21 protein-coding genes and 3 tRNA genes are annotated in these 22,208 nt (G+C 55.3%); 20 read left to right on the top strand and 4 right to left on the bottom strand.

What is annotated here, in order from left to right:
- Positions 1–9: 9 nt before the first annotated feature.
- The 17 genes from odhB to AC6I8N_RS06155 all read left to right on the top strand — a co-directional run bounded on the left by odhB (position 10) and on the right by AC6I8N_RS06155 (position 13,461).
- A complete protein-coding gene (odhB, locus tag AC6I8N_RS06075) occupies positions 10–1,233 on the top strand; it encodes a 2-oxoglutarate dehydrogenase complex dihydrolipoyllysine-residue succinyltransferase (RefSeq protein ID WP_208725025.1) in 1,224 nt (407 codons plus the stop codon).
- A gap of 73 nt (positions 1,234–1,306) precedes the next feature.
- The gene (sucC, locus tag AC6I8N_RS06080) at positions 1,307–2,473 is read left to right on the top strand and encodes an ADP-forming succinate--CoA ligase subunit beta (RefSeq protein ID WP_013508302.1); all 1,167 of its coding nucleotides are present in this window, start codon (positions 1,307–1,309) and stop codon (positions 2,471–2,473) included.
- A complete protein-coding gene (gene sucD / locus AC6I8N_RS06085) occupies positions 2,473–3,348 on the top strand; it encodes a succinate--CoA ligase subunit alpha (RefSeq protein WP_021182416.1) in 876 nt (291 codons plus the stop codon). The genes sucC and sucD overlap by 1 nt, the downstream gene beginning before the upstream one ends.
- A gap of 660 nt (positions 3,349–4,008) precedes the next feature.
- Positions 4,009–5,580 (top strand): cytochrome ubiquinol oxidase subunit I, encoded by a 1,572-nt coding sequence (cydA, locus tag AC6I8N_RS06090; RefSeq protein WP_021182417.1) that lies wholly within the window; start codon positions 4,009–4,011, stop codon positions 5,578–5,580.
- Positions 5,581–5,591: 11 nt separating this feature from the next.
- On the top strand, positions 5,592–6,731 hold the full coding sequence (gene cydB / locus AC6I8N_RS06095; RefSeq protein ID WP_021182418.1) for a cytochrome d ubiquinol oxidase subunit II: 1,140 nt from the start codon (positions 5,592–5,594) through the stop codon (positions 6,729–6,731).
- Between the two features lie 15 nt (positions 6,732–6,746).
- Positions 6,747–6,860, top strand: coding sequence for a cytochrome bd-I oxidase subunit CydX (cydX, locus tag AC6I8N_RS06100; RefSeq protein WP_013508306.1), 114 nt, complete (start codon positions 6,747–6,749; stop codon positions 6,858–6,860).
- A complete protein-coding gene (ybgE, locus tag AC6I8N_RS06105) occupies positions 6,860–7,153 on the top strand; it encodes a cyd operon protein YbgE (protein ID WP_208725026.1) in 294 nt (97 codons plus the stop codon). Before cydX ends, ybgE begins: the two co-directional genes overlap by 1 nt.
- A gap of 190 nt (positions 7,154–7,343) precedes the next feature.
- Complete coding sequence (gene ybgC / locus AC6I8N_RS06110) at positions 7,344–7,766, top strand: tol-pal system-associated acyl-CoA thioesterase (protein WP_369700778.1); 423 nt, start codon at positions 7,344–7,346, stop codon at positions 7,764–7,766.
- Positions 7,763–8,449, top strand: a complete 687-nt coding sequence (tolQ, locus tag AC6I8N_RS06115) for a Tol-Pal system protein TolQ (RefSeq protein ID WP_013508309.1) — start codon at positions 7,763–7,765, stop codon at positions 8,447–8,449. The genes ybgC and tolQ overlap by 4 nt, the downstream gene beginning before the upstream one ends.
- Positions 8,450–8,462: 13 nt before the next feature.
- Positions 8,463–8,891, top strand: a complete 429-nt coding sequence (tolR, locus tag AC6I8N_RS06120) for a colicin uptake protein TolR (protein ID WP_013508310.1) — start codon at positions 8,463–8,465, stop codon at positions 8,889–8,891.
- Between the two features lie 25 nt (positions 8,892–8,916).
- Positions 8,917–10,176, top strand: coding sequence for a cell envelope integrity protein TolA (gene tolA, locus AC6I8N_RS06125; protein ID WP_497830263.1), 1,260 nt, complete (start codon positions 8,917–8,919; stop codon positions 10,174–10,176).
- Positions 10,177–10,292: 116 nt separating this feature from the next.
- Entirely contained in the window at positions 10,293–11,588 is a 1,296-nt protein-coding gene (gene tolB, locus AC6I8N_RS06130) for a Tol-Pal system beta propeller repeat protein TolB (protein WP_021182422.1), read from the top strand.
- Between the two features lie 64 nt (positions 11,589–11,652).
- On the top strand, positions 11,653–12,165 hold the full coding sequence (pal, locus tag AC6I8N_RS06135) for a peptidoglycan-associated lipoprotein Pal (RefSeq protein ID WP_013508313.1): 513 nt from the start codon (positions 11,653–11,655) through the stop codon (positions 12,163–12,165).
- Positions 12,166–12,174: 9 nt separating this feature from the next.
- The gene (cpoB, locus tag AC6I8N_RS06140; protein ID WP_497830264.1) at positions 12,175–12,981 is read left to right on the top strand and encodes a cell division protein CpoB; all 807 of its coding nucleotides are present in this window, start codon (positions 12,175–12,177) and stop codon (positions 12,979–12,981) included.
- Between the two features lie 166 nt (positions 12,982–13,147).
- Positions 13,148–13,223 (top strand) — tRNA-Lys (locus tag AC6I8N_RS06145).
- Between the two features lie 53 nt (positions 13,224–13,276).
- Positions 13,277–13,352 (top strand) — tRNA-Lys (locus tag AC6I8N_RS06150).
- A 33-nt stretch (positions 13,353–13,385) separates the two neighbouring features.
- Positions 13,386–13,461: transfer RNA gene (locus AC6I8N_RS06155), tRNA-Lys, on the top strand.
- Positions 13,462–13,550: 89 nt separating this feature from the next.
- Here the strand turns inward: AC6I8N_RS06155 and AC6I8N_RS06160 are convergent.
- Complete coding sequence (locus tag AC6I8N_RS06160) at positions 13,551–15,026, bottom strand: AlkA N-terminal domain-containing protein (protein WP_497830668.1); 1,476 nt, start codon at positions 15,024–15,026, stop codon at positions 13,551–13,553.
- Positions 15,027–15,184: 158 nt separating this feature from the next.
- On the opposite strand from AC6I8N_RS06160, the gene AC6I8N_RS06165 reads away from it, so the two are divergent.
- The 3 genes from AC6I8N_RS06165 to pnuC all read left to right on the top strand — a co-directional run bounded on the left by AC6I8N_RS06165 (position 15,185) and on the right by pnuC (position 17,639).
- Positions 15,185–15,670 carry a methylated-DNA--[protein]-cysteine S-methyltransferase gene (locus tag AC6I8N_RS06165; RefSeq protein WP_021182426.1) on the top strand — a complete coding sequence of 162 codons (486 nt, stop codon included), beginning with the start codon at positions 15,185–15,187 and terminating at the stop codon, positions 15,668–15,670.
- Positions 15,671–15,827: 157 nt separating this feature from the next.
- Positions 15,828–16,889: a quinolinate synthase NadA gene (nadA, locus tag AC6I8N_RS06170; RefSeq protein ID WP_415173821.1), complete on the top strand. Its 1,062-nt coding sequence runs from the start codon at positions 15,828–15,830 to the stop codon at positions 16,887–16,889.
- A 30-nt stretch (positions 16,890–16,919) separates the two neighbouring features.
- On the top strand, positions 16,920–17,639 hold the full coding sequence (gene pnuC, locus AC6I8N_RS06175; protein ID WP_021182428.1) for a nicotinamide riboside transporter PnuC: 720 nt from the start codon (positions 16,920–16,922) through the stop codon (positions 17,637–17,639).
- On the opposite strand, the gene zitB is transcribed toward pnuC, so the two are convergent.
- The 3 genes from zitB to AC6I8N_RS06190 are packed head-to-tail and all read right to left on the bottom strand — an operon-like array spanning position 17,636 to position 22,204.
- Entirely contained in the window at positions 17,636–18,595 is a 960-nt protein-coding gene (gene zitB, locus AC6I8N_RS06180) for a CDF family zinc transporter ZitB (protein ID WP_415173820.1), read from the bottom strand. The two genes, pnuC and zitB, sit on opposite strands and share 4 nt — an antisense overlap.
- A complete protein-coding gene (locus AC6I8N_RS06185; RefSeq protein ID WP_497830265.1) occupies positions 18,564–21,623 on the bottom strand; it encodes an ATP-binding protein in 3,060 nt (1,019 codons plus the stop codon). Before AC6I8N_RS06185 ends, zitB begins: the two co-directional genes overlap by 32 nt.
- Entirely contained in the window at positions 21,620–22,204 is a 585-nt protein-coding gene (locus AC6I8N_RS06190; protein WP_497830266.1) for a response regulator, read from the bottom strand. Before AC6I8N_RS06190 ends, AC6I8N_RS06185 begins: the two co-directional genes overlap by 4 nt.
- Positions 22,205–22,208: the final 4 nt, after the last annotated feature.

Genomic DNA, 22,208 nt, shown 5'->3' on the forward strand with positions numbered 1-22,208 from the left:
GGAAAGATAATGAGTAGTGTAGATATTCTCGTTCCCGATTTGCCTGAATCCGTAGCGGATGCAACGGTAGCCACCTGGCATAAAAAACCCGGCGACGCGGTCAGTCGCGATGAAGTGATTGTCGAAATCGAAACCGACAAAGTGGTACTGGAAGTACCGGCTGCTGCCGACGGTGTTCTGGATGCGGTACTGGAAGATGAAGGCGCAACCGTGACCTCACGTCAGATCCTGGGCCGTCTGAAGGAAGGCAACAGCAGCGGGAAAGAGACTACCGCGAAAGTGGAGAGCAAGGAGTCAACGCCAGCACAGCGTCAGACTGCTTCTCTGGAAGAAGAGAGCAATGACGCGCTCAGCCCGGCAATTCGCCGTCTGATCGCGGAGCACGACCTTGACGCCAGCCAGATCAAAGGCAGCGGCGTGGGCGGTCGTATCACCCGTGAAGATGTAGAAAAACATCTGGCGAAGAAACCGGAAGCTAAAGCCGCACCGGCTGCGCAGCCTGCTGCCGCTGCTGCGCCGACGGCGATTGCGAACCGCAGCGAGAAGCGTGTACCGATGACGCGTCTGCGTAAGCGCGTGGCTGAGCGTCTGTTGGAAGCGAAGAACAGCACCGCGATGCTGACGACCTTCAACGAAGTGAACATGAAGCCGATTATGGATCTGCGTAAGCAGTACGGCGATGCCTTCGAGAAGCGTCACGGCGTGCGTCTGGGCTTTATGTCTTTCTACATCAAAGCCGTGGTTGAAGCGCTGAAACGCTTCCCGGAAGTGAACGCGTCTATCGATGGCGAAGACGTGGTGTATCACAACTATTTCGACGTCAGCATCGCGGTATCAACCCCGCGTGGTCTGGTGACGCCAGTGCTGAAAGATGTTGATGCGCTGAGCATGGCTGACATCGAGAAGAAAATTAAAGAGCTGGCGGTAAAAGGCCGTGACGGCAAGCTGACCGTTGAAGAACTGACCGGCGGTAACTTCACCATCACCAACGGTGGGGTGTTCGGTTCGCTGATGTCCACGCCGATCATCAACCCACCGCAGAGTGCGATCCTGGGGATGCACGCTATCAAAGATCGTCCGATGGCAGTGAATGGTCAGGTTGTGGTGCTGCCAATGATGTATCTGGCGCTCTCCTATGATCACCGTCTGATCGATGGCCGCGAGTCTGTCGGCTATCTGGTGGCCGTGAAAGAGATGCTGGAAGATCCGGCGCGTCTGCTGCTGGACGTCTAATTTTCACCGGGCGCGTTCTTAAGGGCGCGCCCAACACTCATTAGTCTTTTCAGACCTGAATGGATAGAACATCATGAACTTACACGAATACCAGGCGAAACAGCTGTTTGCACGGTATGGTATGCCGGCACCGACTGGCTACGCCTGTACTACGCCACGCGAAGCAGAAGAAGCCGCCTCTAAAATTGGCGCAGGCCCGTGGGTAGTGAAATGTCAGGTTCATGCCGGTGGCCGCGGTAAAGCGGGCGGTGTGAAAGTGGTTAAGAGCAAAGAAGAGATCCGCGCCTTTGCAGAACACTGGCTGGGCAAACGTCTGGTGACCTATCAAACTGACGCCGAAGGCCAGCCGGTAAACCAGATTCTGGTTGAAGCCGCGACTGACATCGATCAGGAGCTGTACCTGGGTGCGGTCGTTGACCGTGCCAGCCGTCGCGTGGTCTTTATGGCCTCGACCGAAGGTGGTGTTGAGATCGAGAAAGTGGCGGAAGAGACCCCGCACCTGATCCACAAAATGGCACTCGATCCGTTGGCCGGTCCTCAGCCGTATCAGGGCCGCGAGCTGGCGTTCAAACTGGGCCTGACCGGTAAGCAAGTCAGCCAGTTCACCAAAATCTTTATGGGTCTGGCGACCATGTTCCTCGAGCGCGATCTGGCGCTGGTAGAGATCAACCCGCTGGTCGTTACCAAGCAGGGTGACCTGGTGTGCCTCGATGGCAAACTGGGTGCCGATGGCAACGCCCTGTTCCGTCAGCCGGAACTGCGTGAAATGCGTGACCCGAGCCAGGAAGATCCGCGTGAAGCTCATGCAACGCAGTGGGAACTGAACTACGTCGCACTGGAAGGTAACATTGGCTGTATGGTCAACGGTGCCGGTCTGGCGATGGGTACCATGGACATCGTGAAACACCACGGTGGTCAGCCTGCAAACTTCCTTGATGTCGGCGGCGGCGCAACCAAAGAGCGCGTAACCGAAGCCTTCAAAATCATCCTGTCTGACGATGCGGTTAAAGCCGTATTCGTTAACATCTTCGGCGGCATCGTGCGTTGCGACCTGATCGCAGACGGCATCATCGGTGCAGTGGCAGAAGTGGGTGTCAACGTACCGGTGGTGGTACGTCTGGAAGGTAACAACGCCGAGCTGGGCGCTAAGAAACTGGCGGACAGCGGTCTGAACATCATTGCAGCAACCAGCCTGACAGACGCGGCACAGCGTGTTGTTGCTGCTGCGGAGGGTAAATAATGTCCATTTTGATCGACAAAAACACCAAAGTCATTTGCCAGGGTTTCACCGGTGGCCAGGGGACTTTCCACTCTGAGCAGGCGCTGGCCTATGGTACTCAGCTGGTTGGCGGTGTGACGCCGGGCAAAGGCGGCACCACCCATCTCGGTCTGCCGGTGTTTAACACCGTGCGCGAAGCGGTAGAAGCAACAGGCGCAACCGCCACCGTGATCTACGTTCCGGCTCCGTTCTGCAAAGACGGTATCCTGGAAGCGATCGATGCCGGTATCAAACTGATCATCACCATCACCGAAGGTATCCCGACGCTGGATATGCTGACCGTGAAAGTGAAGCTGGATGAAGCTGGTGTGCGCATGATCGGCCCGAACTGTCCGGGTGTGATCACCCCAGGCGAATGTAAAATCGGTATCATGCCGGGCCACATTCACCTGCCGGGCCGCGTAGGTATCGTGTCACGTTCTGGCACCCTGACCTATGAAGCGGTTAAGCAGACCACCGATATCGGTTATGGTCAGTCTACTTGTGTCGGCATCGGTGGTGACCCGATCCCGGGTTCTAACTTCATCGACATCCTGAAAATGTTCCAGGAAGACCCGCAGACCGAAGCGATCGTGATGATTGGTGAGATCGGCGGTAGTGCTGAAGAAGAAGCTGCTGCCTATATCAAAGAACACGTCACCAAGCCGGTTGTCGGTTACATCGCCGGTGTGACTGCGCCGAAAGGTAAACGTATGGGCCACGCCGGTGCAATCATTGCCGGTGGTAAAGGTACGGCGGATGAGAAATTCGCTGCACTGGAAGCGGCTGGCGTGAAAACCGTGCGCAGCCTGGCTGACATCGGTGATGCGGTGAAAGCGGTACTGCCTGCTAAATAAGTTTACGTTTTTGATCTAAGCCACCTGCGGGTGGCTTTTTTTATGTCCGTAGCCACTGAAAAAGTGGGGAAAAATCCTGCGCAGTGAAAATTGCCGTCTATGCTTACTTTGTCAGAAAGGTAAAGAAGGGCAAATTCGAAGGCGTTCTGTTTGAAAGTTAGGAAAGTCTTACCCGCCGCTTCGTTAAATTTTTATGGCAAAGGTAATTATTTTCTTAATTACGTCATCGTCTCATGACAACTAATTAACAACCTGCCTAACAATACATATCTGGAAATTTTGTACGTTATCACAGATCAATAAATGCTGAGATATAACAAACTTTACCGCTGGCAAAGCGCAGCGCAAACGGTATAAATTGCGCTACATCAATTCAATCATTTCCATGTTTTTTCAGGAGTTTGTGCCAGGCGTTGTTATATCAATTCTGTCGCCACCGCACTCTCAACTGTCGAAAACCGATTGTTGCGATGAGTTTTCAGGGCTTTTTCATCACAGTTACTCGCTCACTTCGGGCAGCAGATTACTCTGTTCTGTCGGTAACAAAACAAAACTGGAATCAATAATCAGTCGTTCCTGACTCTTATTCTGCACGTCAATGTCTGTCTTTTTACCGTTGTCGCCCGCAGAAGGAGTTCATGCGAGGAGCAAGGAGTCATCATGTTAGATATTGTCGAGCTGTCGCGTTTACAGTTTGCTCTGACGGCGATGTACCATTTCCTGTTCGTGCCATTAACGCTGGGTATGGCGTTTCTGTTGGCGATCATGGAAACCGTATACGTCCTGACGGGGAAACAAATTTATAAAGATATGACCAAATTCTGGGGCAAGTTGTTTGGTATCAACTTTGCCCTGGGCGTGGCGACCGGTCTGACCATGGAGTTTCAGTTCGGTACCAACTGGTCTTATTACTCACATTACGTCGGCGATATCTTTGGTGCGCCGCTGGCCATCGAAGGCCTGATGGCGTTCTTCCTTGAATCTACCTTTGTCGGCCTGTTCTTCTTCGGCTGGGATCGCCTCGGTAAGGTACAACACCTGACGGTGACCTGGCTGGTGGCGCTGGGTTCGAACATGTCAGCGCTGTGGATCCTCGTGGCGAACGGCTGGATGCAAAACCCGATTGCCTCTGAGTTCAACTTCGAAACCATGCGTATGGAGATGGTGAGCTTCTCCGAACTGGTGCTCAACCCGGTGGCGCAGGTGAAATTCGTGCACACGGTGGCAGCCGGTTACACCGCAGGGGCGATGTTTATTCTCGGTATCAGCTCATGGTATCTGTTGAAAGGGCGTGACATTGCTTTCGCTAAGCGCTCCTTCGCGATTGCCGCCAGCTTCGGTATGGCTGCGGTGCTCTCCGTTATCGTACTGGGTGATGAATCCGGCTATGAAATGGGTGATGTGCAGAAAACCAAACTGGCTGCCATCGAAGCGGAATGGGAAACGCAACCTGCGCCTGCCTCCTTTACCTTGTTCGGTATTCCAGATCAGGACGCGCAGCAAAACAGATACGCTATCCAGATTCCTTATCTGCTCGGTTTGATAGCCACTCGTTCGGTGGATACGCCGGTTACCGGCCTGAAAGAGTTGCTGGCGCAGCATGAAGTGCGTATCCGTAACGGTATGAAGGCCTATGCGTTACTCAACGAATTGCGTGCAGGTAGCAAGGATCCGGCAGTGCGTACCGCTTTTGAGCAAAGCAAACAGGATCTCGGTTATGGCTTGCTGCTGAAGCGTTATACCCCGGACGTGGCTAACGCTACCGAAGCGCAGATTCAGAAAGCGACGGCGGACTCGATCCCTCGCGTCGCACCGCTCTATTTTGCCTTCCGTATCATGGTGCTGTGCGGCGTGCTGCTGCTGGCAATCATTGCGTTGTCGTTCCTGAGTGTGATCCGCAATCGCATCGGCAAGTGGCCGTGGCTGCTTAAAGCGGCACTGTACGGCATCCCACTGCCGTGGATCGCCATCGAATCAGGTTGGTTTGTCGCGGAATATGGTCGTCAACCTTGGGCGGTCGGTGAGGTGTTGCCGACGGCAGTGGCGAACTCTTCGCTGACCACTGGTGACGTGCTGTTCTCCATGATTCTGATATGCGGTCTGTACACCCTGTTCCTGGTGGCGGAGATGTATTTGATGTTCAAATTTGCCCGCCTTGGTCCAAGTAGCCTGAAAACGGGCCGCTACCACCATGAGCAGATTGGCTCATCGACTCAACCGGCGCGTGGATAAGGAGAGCTACCATGTTTGATTATGAAGTGTTGCGATTTATCTGGTGGCTGCTGATCGGCATTCTGCTGGTTGGGTTTGCCGTCACTGAAGGTTTCGACATGGGGGTAGGGATGCTGGTCCGTATTATGGGCCGCACCGATACCGAACGTCGCGTAATGATCAACACCATTGCCCCGCACTGGGACGGTAACCAGGTGTGGCTGATCACCGCAGGTGGCGCGCTTTTCGCTGCCTGGCCGATGGTGTACGCCGCCGCATTTTCCGGCTTCTATGTCGCGATGATCCTGGTGCTGTCGTCACTGTTCTTCCGTCCGGTCGGTTTTGATTACCGCTCCAAGATTGAAGATGTGCGCTGGCGTGGCACCTGGGACTGGGGCATCTTTATCGGTAGCTTTGTACCGCCGTTGGTGATTGGCGTGGCATTCGGTAACCTGTTGCAGGGCGTACCCTTCCACGCTGACGAATACCTGCGTCTGTTCTATACCGGCAACTTCTTCCAGCTGTTAAATCCGTTTGGCCTGCTGGCTGGCGTGATCAGTGTGGCGATGTTCCTGGCGCAGGGCGCAACTTATCTGCAAATGCGTACCACTGGCGAACTGCATGTCCGTTCACGTTCCGTTGCGCAGATCTCCGCCTTAGTGATGATGGTGTGCTTCATTCTCGCTGGCGTGTGGGTGAAATACGGTATTGATGGTTATGTGGTGAAAAGCGTTATCGATCACCATGCCGCGTCTAACCCACTGGGTAAAGATGTGGTACGTGAAGCCGGAGCCTGGTTGGTGAACTTTGAGCAGACGCCGATCCTGTGGATCTTCCCGTTACTGGGTGTGCTGATGCCGCTGCTGACCATCCTGTGTTCGCGTGCTGAGAAGGGTGCCTGGGCATTTATCTTCTCTTCACTGACTCTGGCGGGTGTGATCATGACGGTAGGCATTGCGATGTTCCCGTTCATCATGCCATCCAGCACCGTGCCGGGCACCAGCCTGACCATGTGGGATGCAACTTCCAGTGCGCTGACGCTGAAAATTATGACCTTTGCGGCCATCGTGTTTGTGCCGATCATCCTGCTGTACACCACCTGGTGTTACTACAAAATGTATGGTCGCATCACCAAAGAACACATTGAGAGCAATACGCACTCCCTGTACTGATTAAGGAGAAAGAGCATGTGGTATTTTGCCTGGATACTTGGCACCCTGCTGGCTTGTTCGTTCGGTGTGATCGCGGCACTGGCGCTGGAGCGTGCGGAAGAAGCCGCAGCAAAGGGTGATAAAGCCTGATGCGCGGATTGTTTCAGACACTGTATCGTCTGATGGATAAGGGCCCGTTGCGGGCCCTTTCACTATTGCTGGCCCTATGGCTGGCGGGGTGTGTGTTCTGGGATCCGTCGCGCTTCGCGGCGAAGACCAGCGCACTCTCGGTCTGGCATGGACTGGTGCTGATTTGGGCGGTATGTACTGGCGTGATTCATGGTACCGGGTTCCGTCCTCAGCGCTTGCGTTGGCAAGCGTTGTTCACACCGTTACCGGCAATGGTCGTGTTGGCGGCGGGAATCATCTGGTTTTACCGTTAAGTCAACGATCAGGACGAATGTTGTCCTTTTTTTGTAGAAATTTCAGGCGCTGGTGTGAGGTTATGTCAGCGCCTGGTCAAGAAACCTGCCAAAAATCCTTCCGATTGTTACCGTGTGATAATTATTTTCTCGCGGCGTCAGCGGGCCATTCCCAAGCTGATCTCACTTGCGTATAGTAGCAACGTTTAAAATGATACCGGGATGTAGAGTGAGTACAACGCTGTTTCGCTGGCCGGTTCGGGTCTATTACGAAGACACCGACGCCGGTGGTGTGGTTTACCATGCCAGCTATATCGCTTTTTATGAACGAGCACGTACTGAGATGTTGCGCCAGCACCATTTCAATCAACAGACGTTGCTGGAACAGCAAATCTGTTTTGTGGTACGGCGTATGACGGTGGACTATCTTGCGGCAGCACGTCTTGACGATCTTCTGGAAATCCAGAGTGAAGTGACCTCAATGACGCGAGCCACCATGACGTTCTCGCAGCGTATCGTGAATAATGAAGGCAAAGTGCTCAATGAAGCAGAAGTCCTGATTGCCTGCATCAACCCACATCTAATGAAGCCGATTGCGCTTCCCAAGTCTATTGTCGCGGAGTTCAAGCAGTGACTGACATGAATATTCTTGATTTGTTCCTGAAGGCAAGCCTTCTGGTCAAACTTATCATGTTGATTTTGATCGGCTTTTCCATTGCCTCCTGGGCAATCATTATTCAGCGTACCCGCATTCTCAATGCTGCCGGGCGCGAAGCCGAAGCGTTTGAAGATAAATTCTGGTCAGGTATCGAGCTGTCTCGCCTGTATCAGGAGAGCCAGGGACGTCGTGACGAACTGAACGGCTCAGAGCAGATTTTCTATTCCGGTTTTAAAGAGTTCGCGCGCCTGCATCGCGCCAATAGCCACGCGCCAGAAGCGGTGGTGGAAGGTGCCAGCCGTGCCATGCGTATCTCGATGAACCGTGAACTGGAAGCGCTGGAAAACCACATTCCTTTCCTTGGCACCGTCGGTTCCATCAGTCCTTATATCGGTCTGTTTGGTACGGTGTGGGGGATTATGCACGCCTTTATCGCCCTCGGCGCGGTGAAGCAGGCTACCTTGCAAATGGTTGCGCCGGGTATCGCTGAAGCGCTGATCGCCACCGCAATCGGTCTGTTTGCCGCGATTCCGGCGGTCATGGCGTACAACCGTCTGAACCAGCGTGTGAATAAGCTGGAGCAGGGCTACGACAACTTTATGGAAGAGTTCACGGCTATCCTGCATCGTCAGGCTTTCTCCACCGACAATACGAAGTAAGTCGAGGTAAACGATGGCCAGAACCCGTGGTCGCGGACGCCGCGACCTTAAGTCGGAAATCAACATCGTTCCACTCCTGGACGTGCTGCTGGTGCTGCTGCTGATTTTTATGGCAACCGCGCCGATCATTACCCAAAGTGTGGAAGTGGATCTGCCGGATGCGACTGATTCAAAAACAGTTTCCAGCGATGATAATCCGCCGGTGATTGTCGAGGTTTCCGGGGTAGGACAGTACAGCCTGGTGGTGGATCACGATCGTATGAACCAACTGCCTCCTGAGCAAGTGGTGAGCGAAGCGCAGCGCCGACTGGAAGCCAATCCGAAGACTGTTTTTCTGATCGGTGGTGCGAAAGATGTGCCTTACGACGAAATCATCAAGGCGCTTAACCTGCTGCATCAGGCTGGCGTGAAATCTGTCGGTTTGATGACGCAGCCGATTTAAAGCGAACCGTTTTTGGGAACCGAGAGTGTCGAAGGCAACCGAGCAAAACGAGAAGTTAAAACGCGCGATAATCATTTCGGTGATTCTGCACATCGTGTTGATCGCCTTGCTGATTTGGAGCTCGTTTAACGAAAAAATCGAATCCAGCGGCGGTGGCGGCGGTAGCGATATCGACGCGGTAATGGTCGACCCGGGTGCCGTGGTCGATCAATACAATCGTCAGCAGAATCAACAAAGCGATAGCAAGCGTGCCGAGCAGCAGCGCGAGAAACAGGCGCAGCAGCAGGCTGAAGAGTTACAACAGAAGCAGGCCGCCGAACAACAGCGTCTGAAAGAGCTGGAGAAAGAGCGTTTGCAGGCGCAACAGGAAGCCAAAGAGCAGGCGAAACAGCAGGCCGAGCAGCAGAAAGCGGCTGAAGCGGCGGCAAAACAGGCGCAGGAAGAACAGAAAGCGGCTGAAGCGGCAGCGGCGAAAGCCAAAGCCGACGCCAAAGCGCAGGCCGATGCACAGGCAAAAGCGGCGGCAGAAGCTCAGGCGAAAGCCGCTGCTGAAGCGAAGCAGGCAGCAGCTGAAGCGAAGAAACAGGCTGAGCAAGAGGCGAAGGCGGCAGCAGCCGAAGCGGCGAAAGAGAAAGCGGCGCAGGAAGCGAAAGCAGCGGCTCAGGCGAAAGCCAAAGCGGATGCCGAAGCGAAAGCGCAGGCCGCGGCCGATGCCAAGGCAAAAGCCGCGCAGGAAGCCAAAGAGAAAGCGGCTGAAGACGCGAAAGCTAAGGCTGCGGCTGAGGCGAAAGAAAAAGCCGAAGCAGCAGCGAAAGCGAAGGCGGATGCTGCGGCGAAAGCCAAAGCAGCAGCTGACGCGAAGAAGAAAGCAGCTGCCGAAGCGGCGAAGAATGAAAACGCTGTTGATGATCTGCTGGGTGGTCTTTCATCCGGTAAGAATGCACCGAAAAGTGGGAACGCTTCCGGTGGCGGGGCTGCGGCTGGACAAGGTAATCAGAAGAAAGCCGGTGCTTCAGGAGCCGAAATTAACTCCTATATGGGCCAGGTTGTGGCAGCAATTCAGAGCCGTTTCTATGATGCTGATTCCTACAAAGGTAAAGAGTGTAACCTGCGCATCAAGCTGGCTCCAGATGGCTTGCTGATTGATGTGAAGGCGGAGGGTGGCGATCCGGCGTTGTGTCAGGCGGCAGTCTCGGCGGCGAAACAAGCACGCATACCGAAGCCACCTTCACAGGCGGTGTATGAGGTGTTCAAAAACGCACCAATGGATTTCAAACCTCAGTAATGCAGTAACATACGGCAGGTTGAACTAAGGTTAGCTTGCCGTATTCTATGAGTACCCGTGTTTTTTCAGGAACAGTGCGAATTATCATGAACTCAGGTTCAGATAAGGGAGAAAAGATGAAGCAGGCACTTCGTGTAACCTTAGGTTTTTTTGTACTGCTGTGGGCGGCCATGCTGCACGCGGAAGTACGCATTGAAATTACGCAGGGCGTGAATACCGCACGTCCTATTGGTGTGGTTCCTTTCCAGTGGGCCGGTCCGGGCGCTGCACCAGAAGATATTGGTGGCATTGTCGCAGCGGACTTGCGTAACAGCGGTAAATTCAATCCGCTGGATCGCTCACGTCTGCCGCAGCAGCCGACCAGCGCACAGCAGGTTCAGCCTGCCGCCTGGAGCGCACTGGGTATCGACGCTGTCGTGGTAGGTCAGGTCACCCCGAATGCCGATGGCAGCTACCAGATCGCTTACCAACTGGTAGATACCGGTGGTGCACCGGGCACGGTACTGGCGCAGAACTCTTACAAAGTGACGAAGCAGTGGCTGCGTTATGCCGCACACACTGCCAGTGACGAAGTGTTTGAGAAGCTGACCGGTATCAAAGGTGCCTTCCGTACCCGTATCGCGTACGTGGTACAGACCAACGGTGGTCAGTTCCCGTATGAACTTCGCGTTTCTGATTACGATGGTTACAACCAGTTTGTGGTGCATCGTTCGCCGGAACCGCTGATGTCACCGACCTGGTCGCCGGACGGCAGCAAACTGGCTTATGTGACCTTTGAAAGCGGTAAATCTGCGCTGGTAGTGCAGACGCTGGCAAACGGTGCGATTCGCCAGGTTGCTTCTTTCCCGCGCCACAACGGTGCGCCAGCCTTCTCGCCGGATGGTTCTAAACTGGCATTTGCCCTGTCTAAAACCGGTAGCTTGAATCTGTACGTGATGGACCTGGGTTCAGGTCAGATTCGTCAGATTACCGATGGACGTTACAATAGCACCGAACCCACCTGGTTCCCGGATAGCCAGACCCTGGCTTACACCTCGGATCAGGCCGGTGCGCCACAGATTTACAAAATTGGCATTAACGGCGGTGCGCCACAACGTATTACCTGGGAAGGTTCACAGAACCAGGATGCGGATGTGTCTGCCGACGGTAAAACAATGGTGATGATCAGCAGCGCCGGTGGTGCTCAGCATGTCGCCAAACAGGATCTGGAAACGGGAGCCGTTCAAACGTTAACGGACACGTTCCTGGATGAGACGCCAAGTCTGGCTCCTAACGGCACGATGGTAATCTATAGCTCTACTCAGGGGATGGGTTCCGTGTTGCAGTTGGTTTCAACCGATGGGCGTTTCAAAGCGCGTCTTCCGGCAACTGATGGACAGGTAAAATCACCTGCCTGGTCGCCGTATCTGTGATGCATCAATCCCCTGCTGAGGTGGGGGATCATATGTATGGCAAACAAAATAATAGGATAAAGAAATGCAACTGAACAAAGTGCTGAAGGGTTTGATGCTGGCTCTGCCGGTTATCGCAGTGGCTGCATGTAGCTCTCACAAAAACAACAACAACGACCAGACTGGTATGGGTGCTGATGGCGCTTACGGTTCTGGCCAGAACGGTAACATGTCTTCTGACGAGCAGGCACGTCTGCAAATGCAGCAGCTGCAGCAGAACAACATCGTTTACTTCGGTCTGGACAAGTATGACGTGCAGTCTGAGTACGCTCAGATGCTGGATCAGCACGCTGCTTTTCTGCGTAGCAACCCGTCTTACAAAGTGACCATCGAAGGTCATGCGGATGAGCGCGGTACGCCGGAATACAACATCGCCCTGGGCGAGCGTCGTGCTAACGCAGTGAAAATGTACCTGCAGGGTAAAGGCGTGTCAGCTGATCAGATGTCTATCGTTTCTTACGGTAAAGAGAAGCCGGCAGTTCTGGGTCACGACGAAGCGGCTTACGCTAAAAACCGTCGTGCCGTTCTGGTTTACTAAGATAATCACATGATGAGTAACTTCAGACTTCATCTCTTGAGTCTGTCGTTACTGGTTGGTGTAGCGGCCCCCTGGGCCGCTAATGCCCAGGCGTCAATCAGTAGCGTTGGCTCAGGCTCGGTCGAAGACCGTGTCACCACTCTTGAACGAATCTCCAATGCCCAGGCTCAGCTTTTGCAGCAGTTGCAGCAGCAGATGAGTGACAACCAAAGCGATATCGATTCGCTGCGCGGGCAAATTCAGCAGAACACCTATCAGCTTAATCAGGTGATTGAACGCCAGAAGCAGATCTACCAGCAGATTGACAGTTTGAGCAGCGGTAATAATGGTGCTCAGGCCAACGGTGGTGGTGATGCAGCGGCAGCCGCCGGTGGTGCTGGTGCTGCCACCGCAGCCGCAGGCAGCAGTGACAGCGCAGCAACCGCAGCGCCGACACAAAGCGGTGATGCCAACAGCGACTACAATGCCGCTGTAGCGCTGATTCTGGAGAAGAAGCAATACGATCAGGCCATTACTGCGTTGCAGGCATGGGTGAAGCGTTATCCAGATTCGACTTACCAGCCCAATGCCAATTACTGGCTGGGGCAGTTGTTTTACAACAAGGGCAAAAAGGACGATGCGGCCTATTATTTTGCCACTGTGGTAAAAAACTACCCGAAATCGCCGAAAGCCGCAGAAGCGTTGTTTAAGGTTGGGGTGATCATGCAGGAGAAGAACGACACGGCGAAAGCTAAAGCGGTCTACCAGCAAGTGATCAAACAATTCCCAAACAGCGAATCGGCAAAGCTGGCGCAGAAACGTCTCGCCGGGTTGTAATTTGTGCAGCACAGACCGGATTTCGTGTGATTTCTGGTCTGGCCGCATGAAAGGTAAGCAATTGAGTAATTTGGTGGAAAATAAGGGTTGCGCTACCCCGCTAAATCAGTAATATATGCCGCCGTTGCCGGGACATATCTTAACAAGTATCGGCAGCGCTGAAGATGGGTCGTTAGCTCAGTTGGTAGAGCAGTTGACTTTTAATCAATTGGTCGCAGGTTCGAATCCTGCACGACCCACCATCTCAACCTCTAATCGGTTCAGTGTTTTCTTCAGTTTGCTTCACAACCACGATGGGTCGTTAGCTCAGTTGGTAGAGCAGTTGACTTTTAATCAATTGGTCGCAGGTTCGAATCCTGCACGACCCACCATCTGGTCACTCTGGTTGTAAGCCCTCATCGAGCGGGTCGTTAGCTCAGTTGGTAGAGCAGTTGACTTTTAATCAATTGGTCGCAGGTTCGAATCCTGCACGACCCACCAATATGTAGAAAGGCGCCCTAAAGGCGCCTTTTTGCTTTCCCGGGATTCGGATGCGTAGCGGCGCGATTTATCGCGCTCTTTTATGACCGTTACGAATCATGCTTTTCTGCGCGATCAATCGCACCGCTACGCCAGATATGCAGCACCGCATAACTGCGCCACGGACGCCACACCTGCGACAGTTGTTCCGCTTCCTTCGCACTTACGCCGCCCAGATTGTTACGAATCGCGATATCCTCTTTGGGAAACGCATCCGGCCAGCGCAGCGCCCGCATCGCGATATAGCTGGCGGTCCATGGACCGACCCCTTTCAACGCCAGCAATTGCTGCTGCACCACATCCGGATTTACCGCGCCATTAAAACGCAAGGCACCCGAGGCGCAGGACTGAGCCAGTACGATGATCGCCTGGGAACGTGCGCTGACAATCCCAAGGCTGGCGATATCATCCTGAGTTGCAGCCGCCAGCGTTTCTACGCTGGGAGAGAGGCGCGACAGCTCAGGCCACGGCGTTATCATGGGCTCGCCAAAACGTTGTGCCACACGACTACTCAACGTCGTCGCCGCCTTGACCGTCACCTGCTGACCGAGAATCGCCCGCACTCCCAGCTCAAAACCATCAAACGCGCCTGGCACTCGCAGGCCGGGATACATTGCCAGACTCGGTGCCAGTAACGGGTCCTGGGCTAACTGGTCGGCAATCCGCTGCGGTTGGGCATCCAAATCGAACAAATCGCGCAGGCGGCGTAGCAGGGCGGGCAACACCGGCGTCAGGCTGGTGGTGAATTGCACCTTCAGCGCCTGTTTCTCAGGATAGTGGCTGACGCGTACCCAACCCTGACAACCGCCCAGCGCCACGGTACGGTGATAGACGCCCTCTGACACCCATTCCACCTCCTTCATCACACGCTGTTGCAGAAAATCGAGTATCGCCTCCCAGTCATAAGGCGGGCGATAACTCAGGCGGAGTTCCGCGCTCTCCTGCAACGGCGTGCCGGGGGCAGGGGAAGCCTGTTTGCGCAGGCGGGATGGCGTCATACGATAGCGGGCCTGGAACACATCATTGAATCGGCGTAGGCTGTTAAAACCGCTGGCATAGGCGATTTCCGTGATTGGCAGCGAGGTTTCAGTCAATAGCTGCTTCGCCAGCAACATGCGCCGGGTTTGCCGTAACTCGATCGGTGATACGCCCAGTTCCTGTTGCACTACGCGGCGCAGTTGGCGCTCACTCAGACCAAACTCGCTGGCAATCTCCGCCAGCGTTTCCTGCTCTTCCAGCAGGCCTTCTTCAATGCGGCGGATCAGCCGATCGGCGATACGATGGTGACTATCAACCGGGGCAAAACCGGGAGCCAGTTCCGGGCGGCACCGCAGACAGGGGCGAAAATGGGCCTTCTCTGCCGCTTCAGCGCTGGAAAAGAACAGGCAATTTTTCTGCATTGGGGCTTTAACCGGGCAGATCGGTCGACAATAGATGCCGGTTGATGTCACACCAACAAAAAACAAGCCGTCAAAACGGCTGTCGCGCGATGTCAGCGCCTGGTAAGCAATATCGGGATCAAACATCATCTTCTCCAGCAAATAAACCGCATCCTCGCGCAGCCTGGCGACGAAAACTCGCTGCTTTCGGACAGCTAACCAGTTTATCTGCATGACCGAAAACAGCCAGTTTATGGCAGCAAAAGTGCGATAATGCACCACAGATATCAAGCCGGAGGCGCACTATGTATCATGCAAAAATTATCGCTACCCCTGTGGGCGATCTCACCTTAATTGCCAGCAATAAAGGACTATCGGCGATTTTGTGGGAGAACGAAGGGTCACAACGCGTGCCGCTCAAGCCGATCAGCCGTGACGACCAGCATCCGATCTTATGTGAAACCGAACGCCAGCTAGGCGAATACTTTGCCGGGCAGCGTCAGCAGTTTGACCTGCCCTATGACACCGTCGGCACTGAGTTTCAGAAAAAAGTCTGGCAGGCGTTGATCACCATTCCCTTTGGTGAAACCCGCAGCTATCGCCAGATCGCCGAGCAAATTGGTAATCCTAAAGCGGTGCGGGCCGTCGGTGCGGCCAACGGTAAGAATCCACTGTCGATTGTGGCACCTTGCCATCGGGTTATTGGCAGCAATGGCAAACTGACCGGATTTGCCGGTGGCTTGCCGGTCAAAGCCTTCCTGCTGGAACTGGAAGGGATGCCAAAACGCTAACCGCGTCACAGCCACTCTGCTTTGGGTAAAAAAAACACGACACGCTCGGTGAGATCCGCTATCTTGTTTAGCATATAAAACACGATGGCGGATTTTGTGCCATCTTAATCGCCATGCAAGGCGATTTTGTTAAATTAAGAAAACCGAGAGCCGTGTCATGAGCCTGATGTTCGATCCTGAAAGCGCGATCTACCCCTTCCCGCCGAAACCGGCGCGTCTCAGCCAGGATGAAAAATCGTTTTATATCGAAGAAATCAAACGGTTACTAAAAGAACGCGATGCGGTGATGGTGGCGCATTATTACACCGATCCAGAAATTCAGGCTCTGGCGGAAGCCACCGGTGGCTGCGTAGCGGATTCGCTGGAAATGGCGCGTTTTGGTAGCACTCATCCGGCCTCCACTCTACTGGTGGCAGGGGTGCGTTTTATGGGCGAAACCGCGAAAATTCTCAGCCCGGAAAAAACCGTGCTGATGCCTACCTTGCAGGCGGAATGCTCGCTCGATCTGGGCTGTCCGATTGAGGAGTTCAACCGCTTTTGCGATGCGCACCCGGATCGTACCGTGGTGGTGTATGCCAACACCTCGGCAGCGGTTAAAGCCCGCGCCGATTGGGTTGTGACCTCCAGCATCGCGGTTGAACTGATTGAACATCTCGACAGCCTCGGTGAGAAAATCATCTGGGCACCGGATCGTCATCTGGGGCGCTACGTTACGCAGAAAACCGGCGCGGATGTGCTGTGCTGGCAGGGGGCCTGCATCGTACACGATGAATTCAAAACCCAGGCGCTGCAACGTATGAAGGCGCTCTATCCTGATGCCGCAGTGCTGGTCCACCCGGAATCCCCTCAGGCGATTGTCGATCTGGCCGATGCCGTCGGTTCTACCAGCCAGCTGATTCAGGCGGCGAAAAGCCTGCCACATCCGCAGATGATTGTCGCCACTGACCGCGGCATCTTCTACAAAATGCAGCAGGCGGTACCGGAAAAGGAGCTGCTGGAAGCACCGACTGCCGGAGAAGGGGCCACCTGTCGCAGCTGTGCGCATTGCCCGTGGATGGCAATGAACGGGTTGAAAGCGATTGCCGAAGGGTTAGCACAGGGCGGCAGTGAGCACGAAATCCATGTCGATGATGGATTACGCGAAGCGGCGTTGCTGCCACTCAACCGCATGCTATCCTTTGCAGCGGAACTCAAACTCAAGGTGAAAGGGAACGCCTGACGCGCTGCACCTTTCAGACAGGTGCCCGTTATGGATTTCTTTAGCACGCAAAACATTCTGGTTCATATTCCTCTCGGCGTCGGCGGCTACGATCTTTCCTGGATCGAAGCGGTTGGCACCGTGGCTGGCCTGCTGTGTATCTGGCTGGCCAGTCTGGAAAAAATCATCAATTATTTCTTCGGCCTGATCAACGTTACCCTGTTTGCGGTGATCTTCTTCCAGATCCAGCTCTACGCCAGTTTGCTGCTGCAACTGTTTTTCTTTGTCGCCAATGTCTATGGCTGGTATGCCTGGAGTCGGCAAAATGAAGCGCAGGAAGCGGAGCTGAAAATTCGCTGGCTGCCGCTGCCAAAAGCGCTGGGTTGGGGGGCCGTATGCGTCATTGCCATCGCGCTGATGACCTTCTGGATTGACCCGGTGTTTGCCTTCCTGACCCGCAGCGCGGTAGGCATCATGCAGGGGCTGGGATTGCAGGTGGTGATGCCGCAATTACAACCGGATGCCTTCCCGTTCTGGGATTCCAGCATGATGGTGTTGTCGATTGTGGCGATGATTCTGATGACGCGTAAATACGTGGAAAATTGGCTGCTGTGGGTGGTGATCAATGTCATCAGCGTGATGATTTTTGCCCGCCAGGGCGTCTATGCCATGTCGCTGGAGTACGCCATCCTGACGCTGATCGCGCTGAACGGTTCCCGTTTGTGGATCAAAAGCGCACGCGAACATGGCTCGCATGCGCTCTCCTCTTAATGATGTTGGTGCACATGACCGGCATGATGATGCGGGTCATGCTGCATACTCCCTGAGTCGAAGCACAATTCACAATCCGGCCCGCTACAGGGCTGGTACTCCATCTGCACCGTGGCGTGAGCGATCTGATAATGCTGGTGCAGGTAGCGATGAATGCGCACCAGCAGCGCGTCGTGGTCATAAGGCGGGATCACCTGTACATGCAGCGTCAGCACCGGTTTCTCGCCCACTTGCCATAAATGCACATGATGGACATTGCGCACTTCAGCGATATTCAGAGTCAGTTCGCGTTTGAGCTTATCAACATTGATATGACCGGGCGCGCCCTCCAGCAGTTCGTGCAAACTTTCACGCAGCAACGACCATGCGCTGCGTACCACCAGCAGCGACACCAGCAGCGACAGAATCGGATCGATCGGCGTCCAGCCGGTGAACATAATGATCACCGCCGCGACAATAGCACCAACCGATCCCAGCAAATCCCCCAGCACATGCAGAGCGGCTGCACGCACGTTAAGGTTCTTCTCTTCGCTGCCATGATGCAGCAGCCAGAAGGAGAGCAAATTCGCCAGCAAACCGGCCACGCCAATGGTCAGCATCAGGCCACCGGCGACCGGCTGCGGTTGATAAAAGCGCCGTAACGCCTCCCAGACAATCATCACGGTAATCACCAGCAAGGCAATCGCGTTGACAAAGGCTGCCAGCGTGGTGAGGCGCAACAAGCCAAAGGTATGACGCGCATTCGGTTTGCGTCGGGAAAATTGCACAGCCAGCAGCGCCATCAACAGGGCGGCGGTATCGGTAAGCATATGACCGGCATCCGCCAGCAGGGCCAGCGAACCGGAGATCCAACCGCCAATCGCTTCGACCAACATAAACAAGGCGGTAATGCCAAAGGCCGCCGCGAGGCGGGTATGGTTGCCGTCAGGCGTGTTGTGAGAATGGGTGTGTGCCATAACTTTCCAGTTTTTTCAGTAACCTGTTCGTTAATGATATCAGTAAATTGAGTTGCTCTGGTTCCAGCCGTTGCTGTTTGGCGGCTTCTGCCAGTTGCTGACAATGGGACGCAACCTCGTCCATCCCCAGCAACAGCCAGCTGCCTTTCATCCGATGTGCGGCGCGCGCCAGTGCTGGCCAATCCTGCGCGGTGCTGGCGGTCAGCAGGGTGTCGCGGTCCTGTAGCATCGTGCGTTGCAACGTCTGACAAATGCGCGGAATCATGCTGGCGTTGTGCTGCGCAAGGACATGCAGGCTGTCGGATAGCGGCATCAGCGGGTCCTGGCTGGCGCGCGCCAACAGGGGGGCAACATCATTCAGCGTGATCGGTTTTACCAGCAGCGCTTCGTTGGGTTGGAGCGGCAGCTTGACCAGCTGCGCATCTGCGGAACAGATCACCCGCAACGCATTATCGCCACGTTGTCGCTGGCGGCGACGCAGGATCCGCAACAGCGTGAGGCCGTTGGGGCGCGGCATCATCTGGTCAATAAACAGCAGGTCAAAGGGCTGACGGGCATCCGCGCGCAGCAATGCGCGCCCCTCATCAAACACCTCGGCATGAATGGCAAAAAGCGCCAGTTGCTGCTGCATCACCAGCAAATTGGTGGGATGGTCGTCGACAATCGCCACGCGTAGCTGCGGATAGTGCGGCCAGGCGGCAGAATCGCTTTCCGTCTGACTGTCGACAAGGGTGAGCGGCAGCGTGACCTCAACGCGGGTGCCCGTCCCCGGTGCTGACGTTAACGTCAGGCTACCGCCCATGCGCTGCACAATCTCCCGGCAGATAAACAAGCCAAGACCGCTGCCCTGCACGGCCAGGGCTTTACCGGACGGTGCCTGATACCAGGGTTCAAATAACTGCGCCTGCTCCTCTTGCGGGATGCCGCTGCCGCTATCCGTCACCACCAACACGATGGCGTCATTGACCGCCAGCGTCAGGCGGATATCACCCTGACGGGTAAACTTCAGCGCGTTCGCCACCAGATTATTCACCACCTGTTGCAGGCGGTCGCCGTCCAGCAGTACCGTGCCGGGCAGACGAGTTAACGCCTCCACCACCAGCTGCGGGCCGGCATCCCGCATTAACGGATGATAGAACTGCTGCTGCTGTTGCAGCCAGTGCGACAAATTCAACGGGCGCGGTGCCAGGCGAAAACTGTGGCTCTCGATGCGCGCGTGATCCTGCAAATCATTCAGCAATGCCATCAGCGAGCGTGCACTGCTGTGCATCAGCTCCAGCCGGGCGCTGGGATGTTGCTGTTGTTCCAGCTCCAGCAGGCCCAGAATCGCCTGCATTGGTGTACGAAGCTCATGGCTGGCGGTGGCAAGAAACTGACTTTTCGCGGCATTGGCCCGCTCGGCCTGCTCGCGTTGCAGACGTTCGCGCCGTTGTTGCAGGTAGCGGCGTATCAGCAGCACCAACAGCACCAGAATCGCGATACCCGCGGCAATCAACACCAGTAGCGGCACATTACGCATCGCCATGCTGGTGCCGGGCTGTGGCGGCACCGACCAGTTATCGCGCATCTGGTTGAGGGTTTCCGGTGGGATTTGCTGTAGCGCCCGATCCAGCAAGGCTCGCAACACCGGTTGTTGATCGCTGATTTGCGGGGCCAGTGGCCAGGCAATATCACTGGCGGCAAACGCCAGATGGATGCGCTCACCATAATGGCTGGCGATGCGCCAACGTGCCGACAGCACATTATCCACCAGCGCATCGATTTGGTTGTTATTCAACGCCTGCCACAACTGGGCACGATCGTCAAAAACCTGGACGTTAATTCCACCGGGCAGCATGCGTTGTGCCAGGTCGTCGCGCAAGATACCTACGCGTTGTCCCTGAAGCGCCTGCCAGTTCATGGGCTGGCGCGTCGACAGGGTGTAAATGCCCCAGATGGCACGCCATACCGGCAGCGTGGTGGTGCCGTCCAGCGCAGGCAGAACGCTGAGCATCACCTGTTGCTGCTGGAGCAAGGTGGTCGCCTGTTGTGGATTCGCCACCCAGTGCGGGGTGAAATGCAGGCCGGTGCTCTGGCTGAGTGCGTTGAGTAAATCAATAGCAAAACCCCGTGGGTTGCCATTGGCATCACGATAGCTCCAGGGGGCGTTATCAGCCTCAGCGGCATAGGGGATTTGCTGATGTTGCGTCAGCCACTGCTGCTCCGTCGCAGAAAGCATCAGCGTCTGCGTATCCTGATAACGCAGCAGTGGGGGACTCCAGCGCTGCTGAACCCGGTTGCTGAATTCGGCAGGCAGCAGACGCAGTTGCTGATTAAGCCACTGGATCAGGGCCGGATCGCGAGCCATCGCTCGCAGGGTGAGATCTCCGGCACCCGGGTCAGCGGTGATTTGGTAGATCTGCCCCTGCTGCAACTGACTGAGCAGAAATCCGGCGCTGGTTTGGTCAGCCACCAGGTAGTCGCTTTGCTGGTTGAGCAGCGCATACAGCGCCTGAAGATCCCCCGGTAACGCATACCAGCGATGCGCACGCACAAAATTTTCCGGCAGCTGCGCCAGCGTGGATTGGGCCACGGTGAGTTGTGCATTGTGGCTATTGAACATCACGGCGCGTTGATTTTCGCGGTTGCGGTAGATACGCACCGGGCTGGTGTACCAGCTATCGCTGAGGCGAATGTCGGGTGATAAGGAAGCGTGGTTGGTACTTAGCACCAAATCAACCTCACCGCGCGCCAGCGCGGCCAGTTGCTGGTCACGATCGGCATAGGTTTGCAACACGAAGTGGCTGCCGGTGAGCTGGCTGAGTGCGCTCAGATAGTCAGCGTCGACACCCCAAATCTGATCGCCGATGCGCATCACCCAGGGCGCGCTATTTTGCGCGGGGAGCGCCACGCGCAGGGGAGAGGACGACCACGGCGTGCTGTGTGGCGCAGGCATCATTGACGGCAGCATCACGCTGCTGGCGGGTTGTAAATCGGCCTGCGCCACGATGCTGAAAAGCCAGACCAGCAACAAAAGCAGACGTCTCACTGATGTGCTTTCCACAGTTCAGCCAGTTCAACCACCGAATGCACCCCGGTTTTCTCGAGGATGTTCTTCTTATGCGTGCTGACGGTTTTGTTGCTGATATGCAGTTGTTCAGCAATCTGCAAATTCGACAGGCCGCGAGCCAGCAGGGCAACAATCTGCTGCTCTTTTTCGGTCAGTGGTAAATCGATGCGTTCTGGCAAGGCTGGAAACGCCTGTTGCCCGCCCAGCACCGCGAGAATTGCACTCAGCAACTGCGCCATGCTCTGGCTTTTCACCACATAACCAGCAGCACCCAGCGAGGCGGCGCGCAGCAGGGTATGACGACTCTGCTCCGCTGAATAGATCAGTACCGGACAGTCGGGATGATGTATGCGCAGACGACGCAACAGTTCCAGCCCGTCGCTGTCCGGTAAGCCAATATCAAGAATAACCAGGTCGATAGCATGTTGTTGCAGCAATTGGCGCGCCAGGGCTTCGTCACCGGCGGCGTACAGCTGCAACGGAATCGGGGAGTTGACGCAGGCAGCACTCAGCGCGACTTCAACTAACGGGTGATCATCAATAAGCAGCAGCGCAGCCATAATC

This window comes from Pantoea sp. X-Soil-TKNS-1279 (assembly GCF_059730565.1).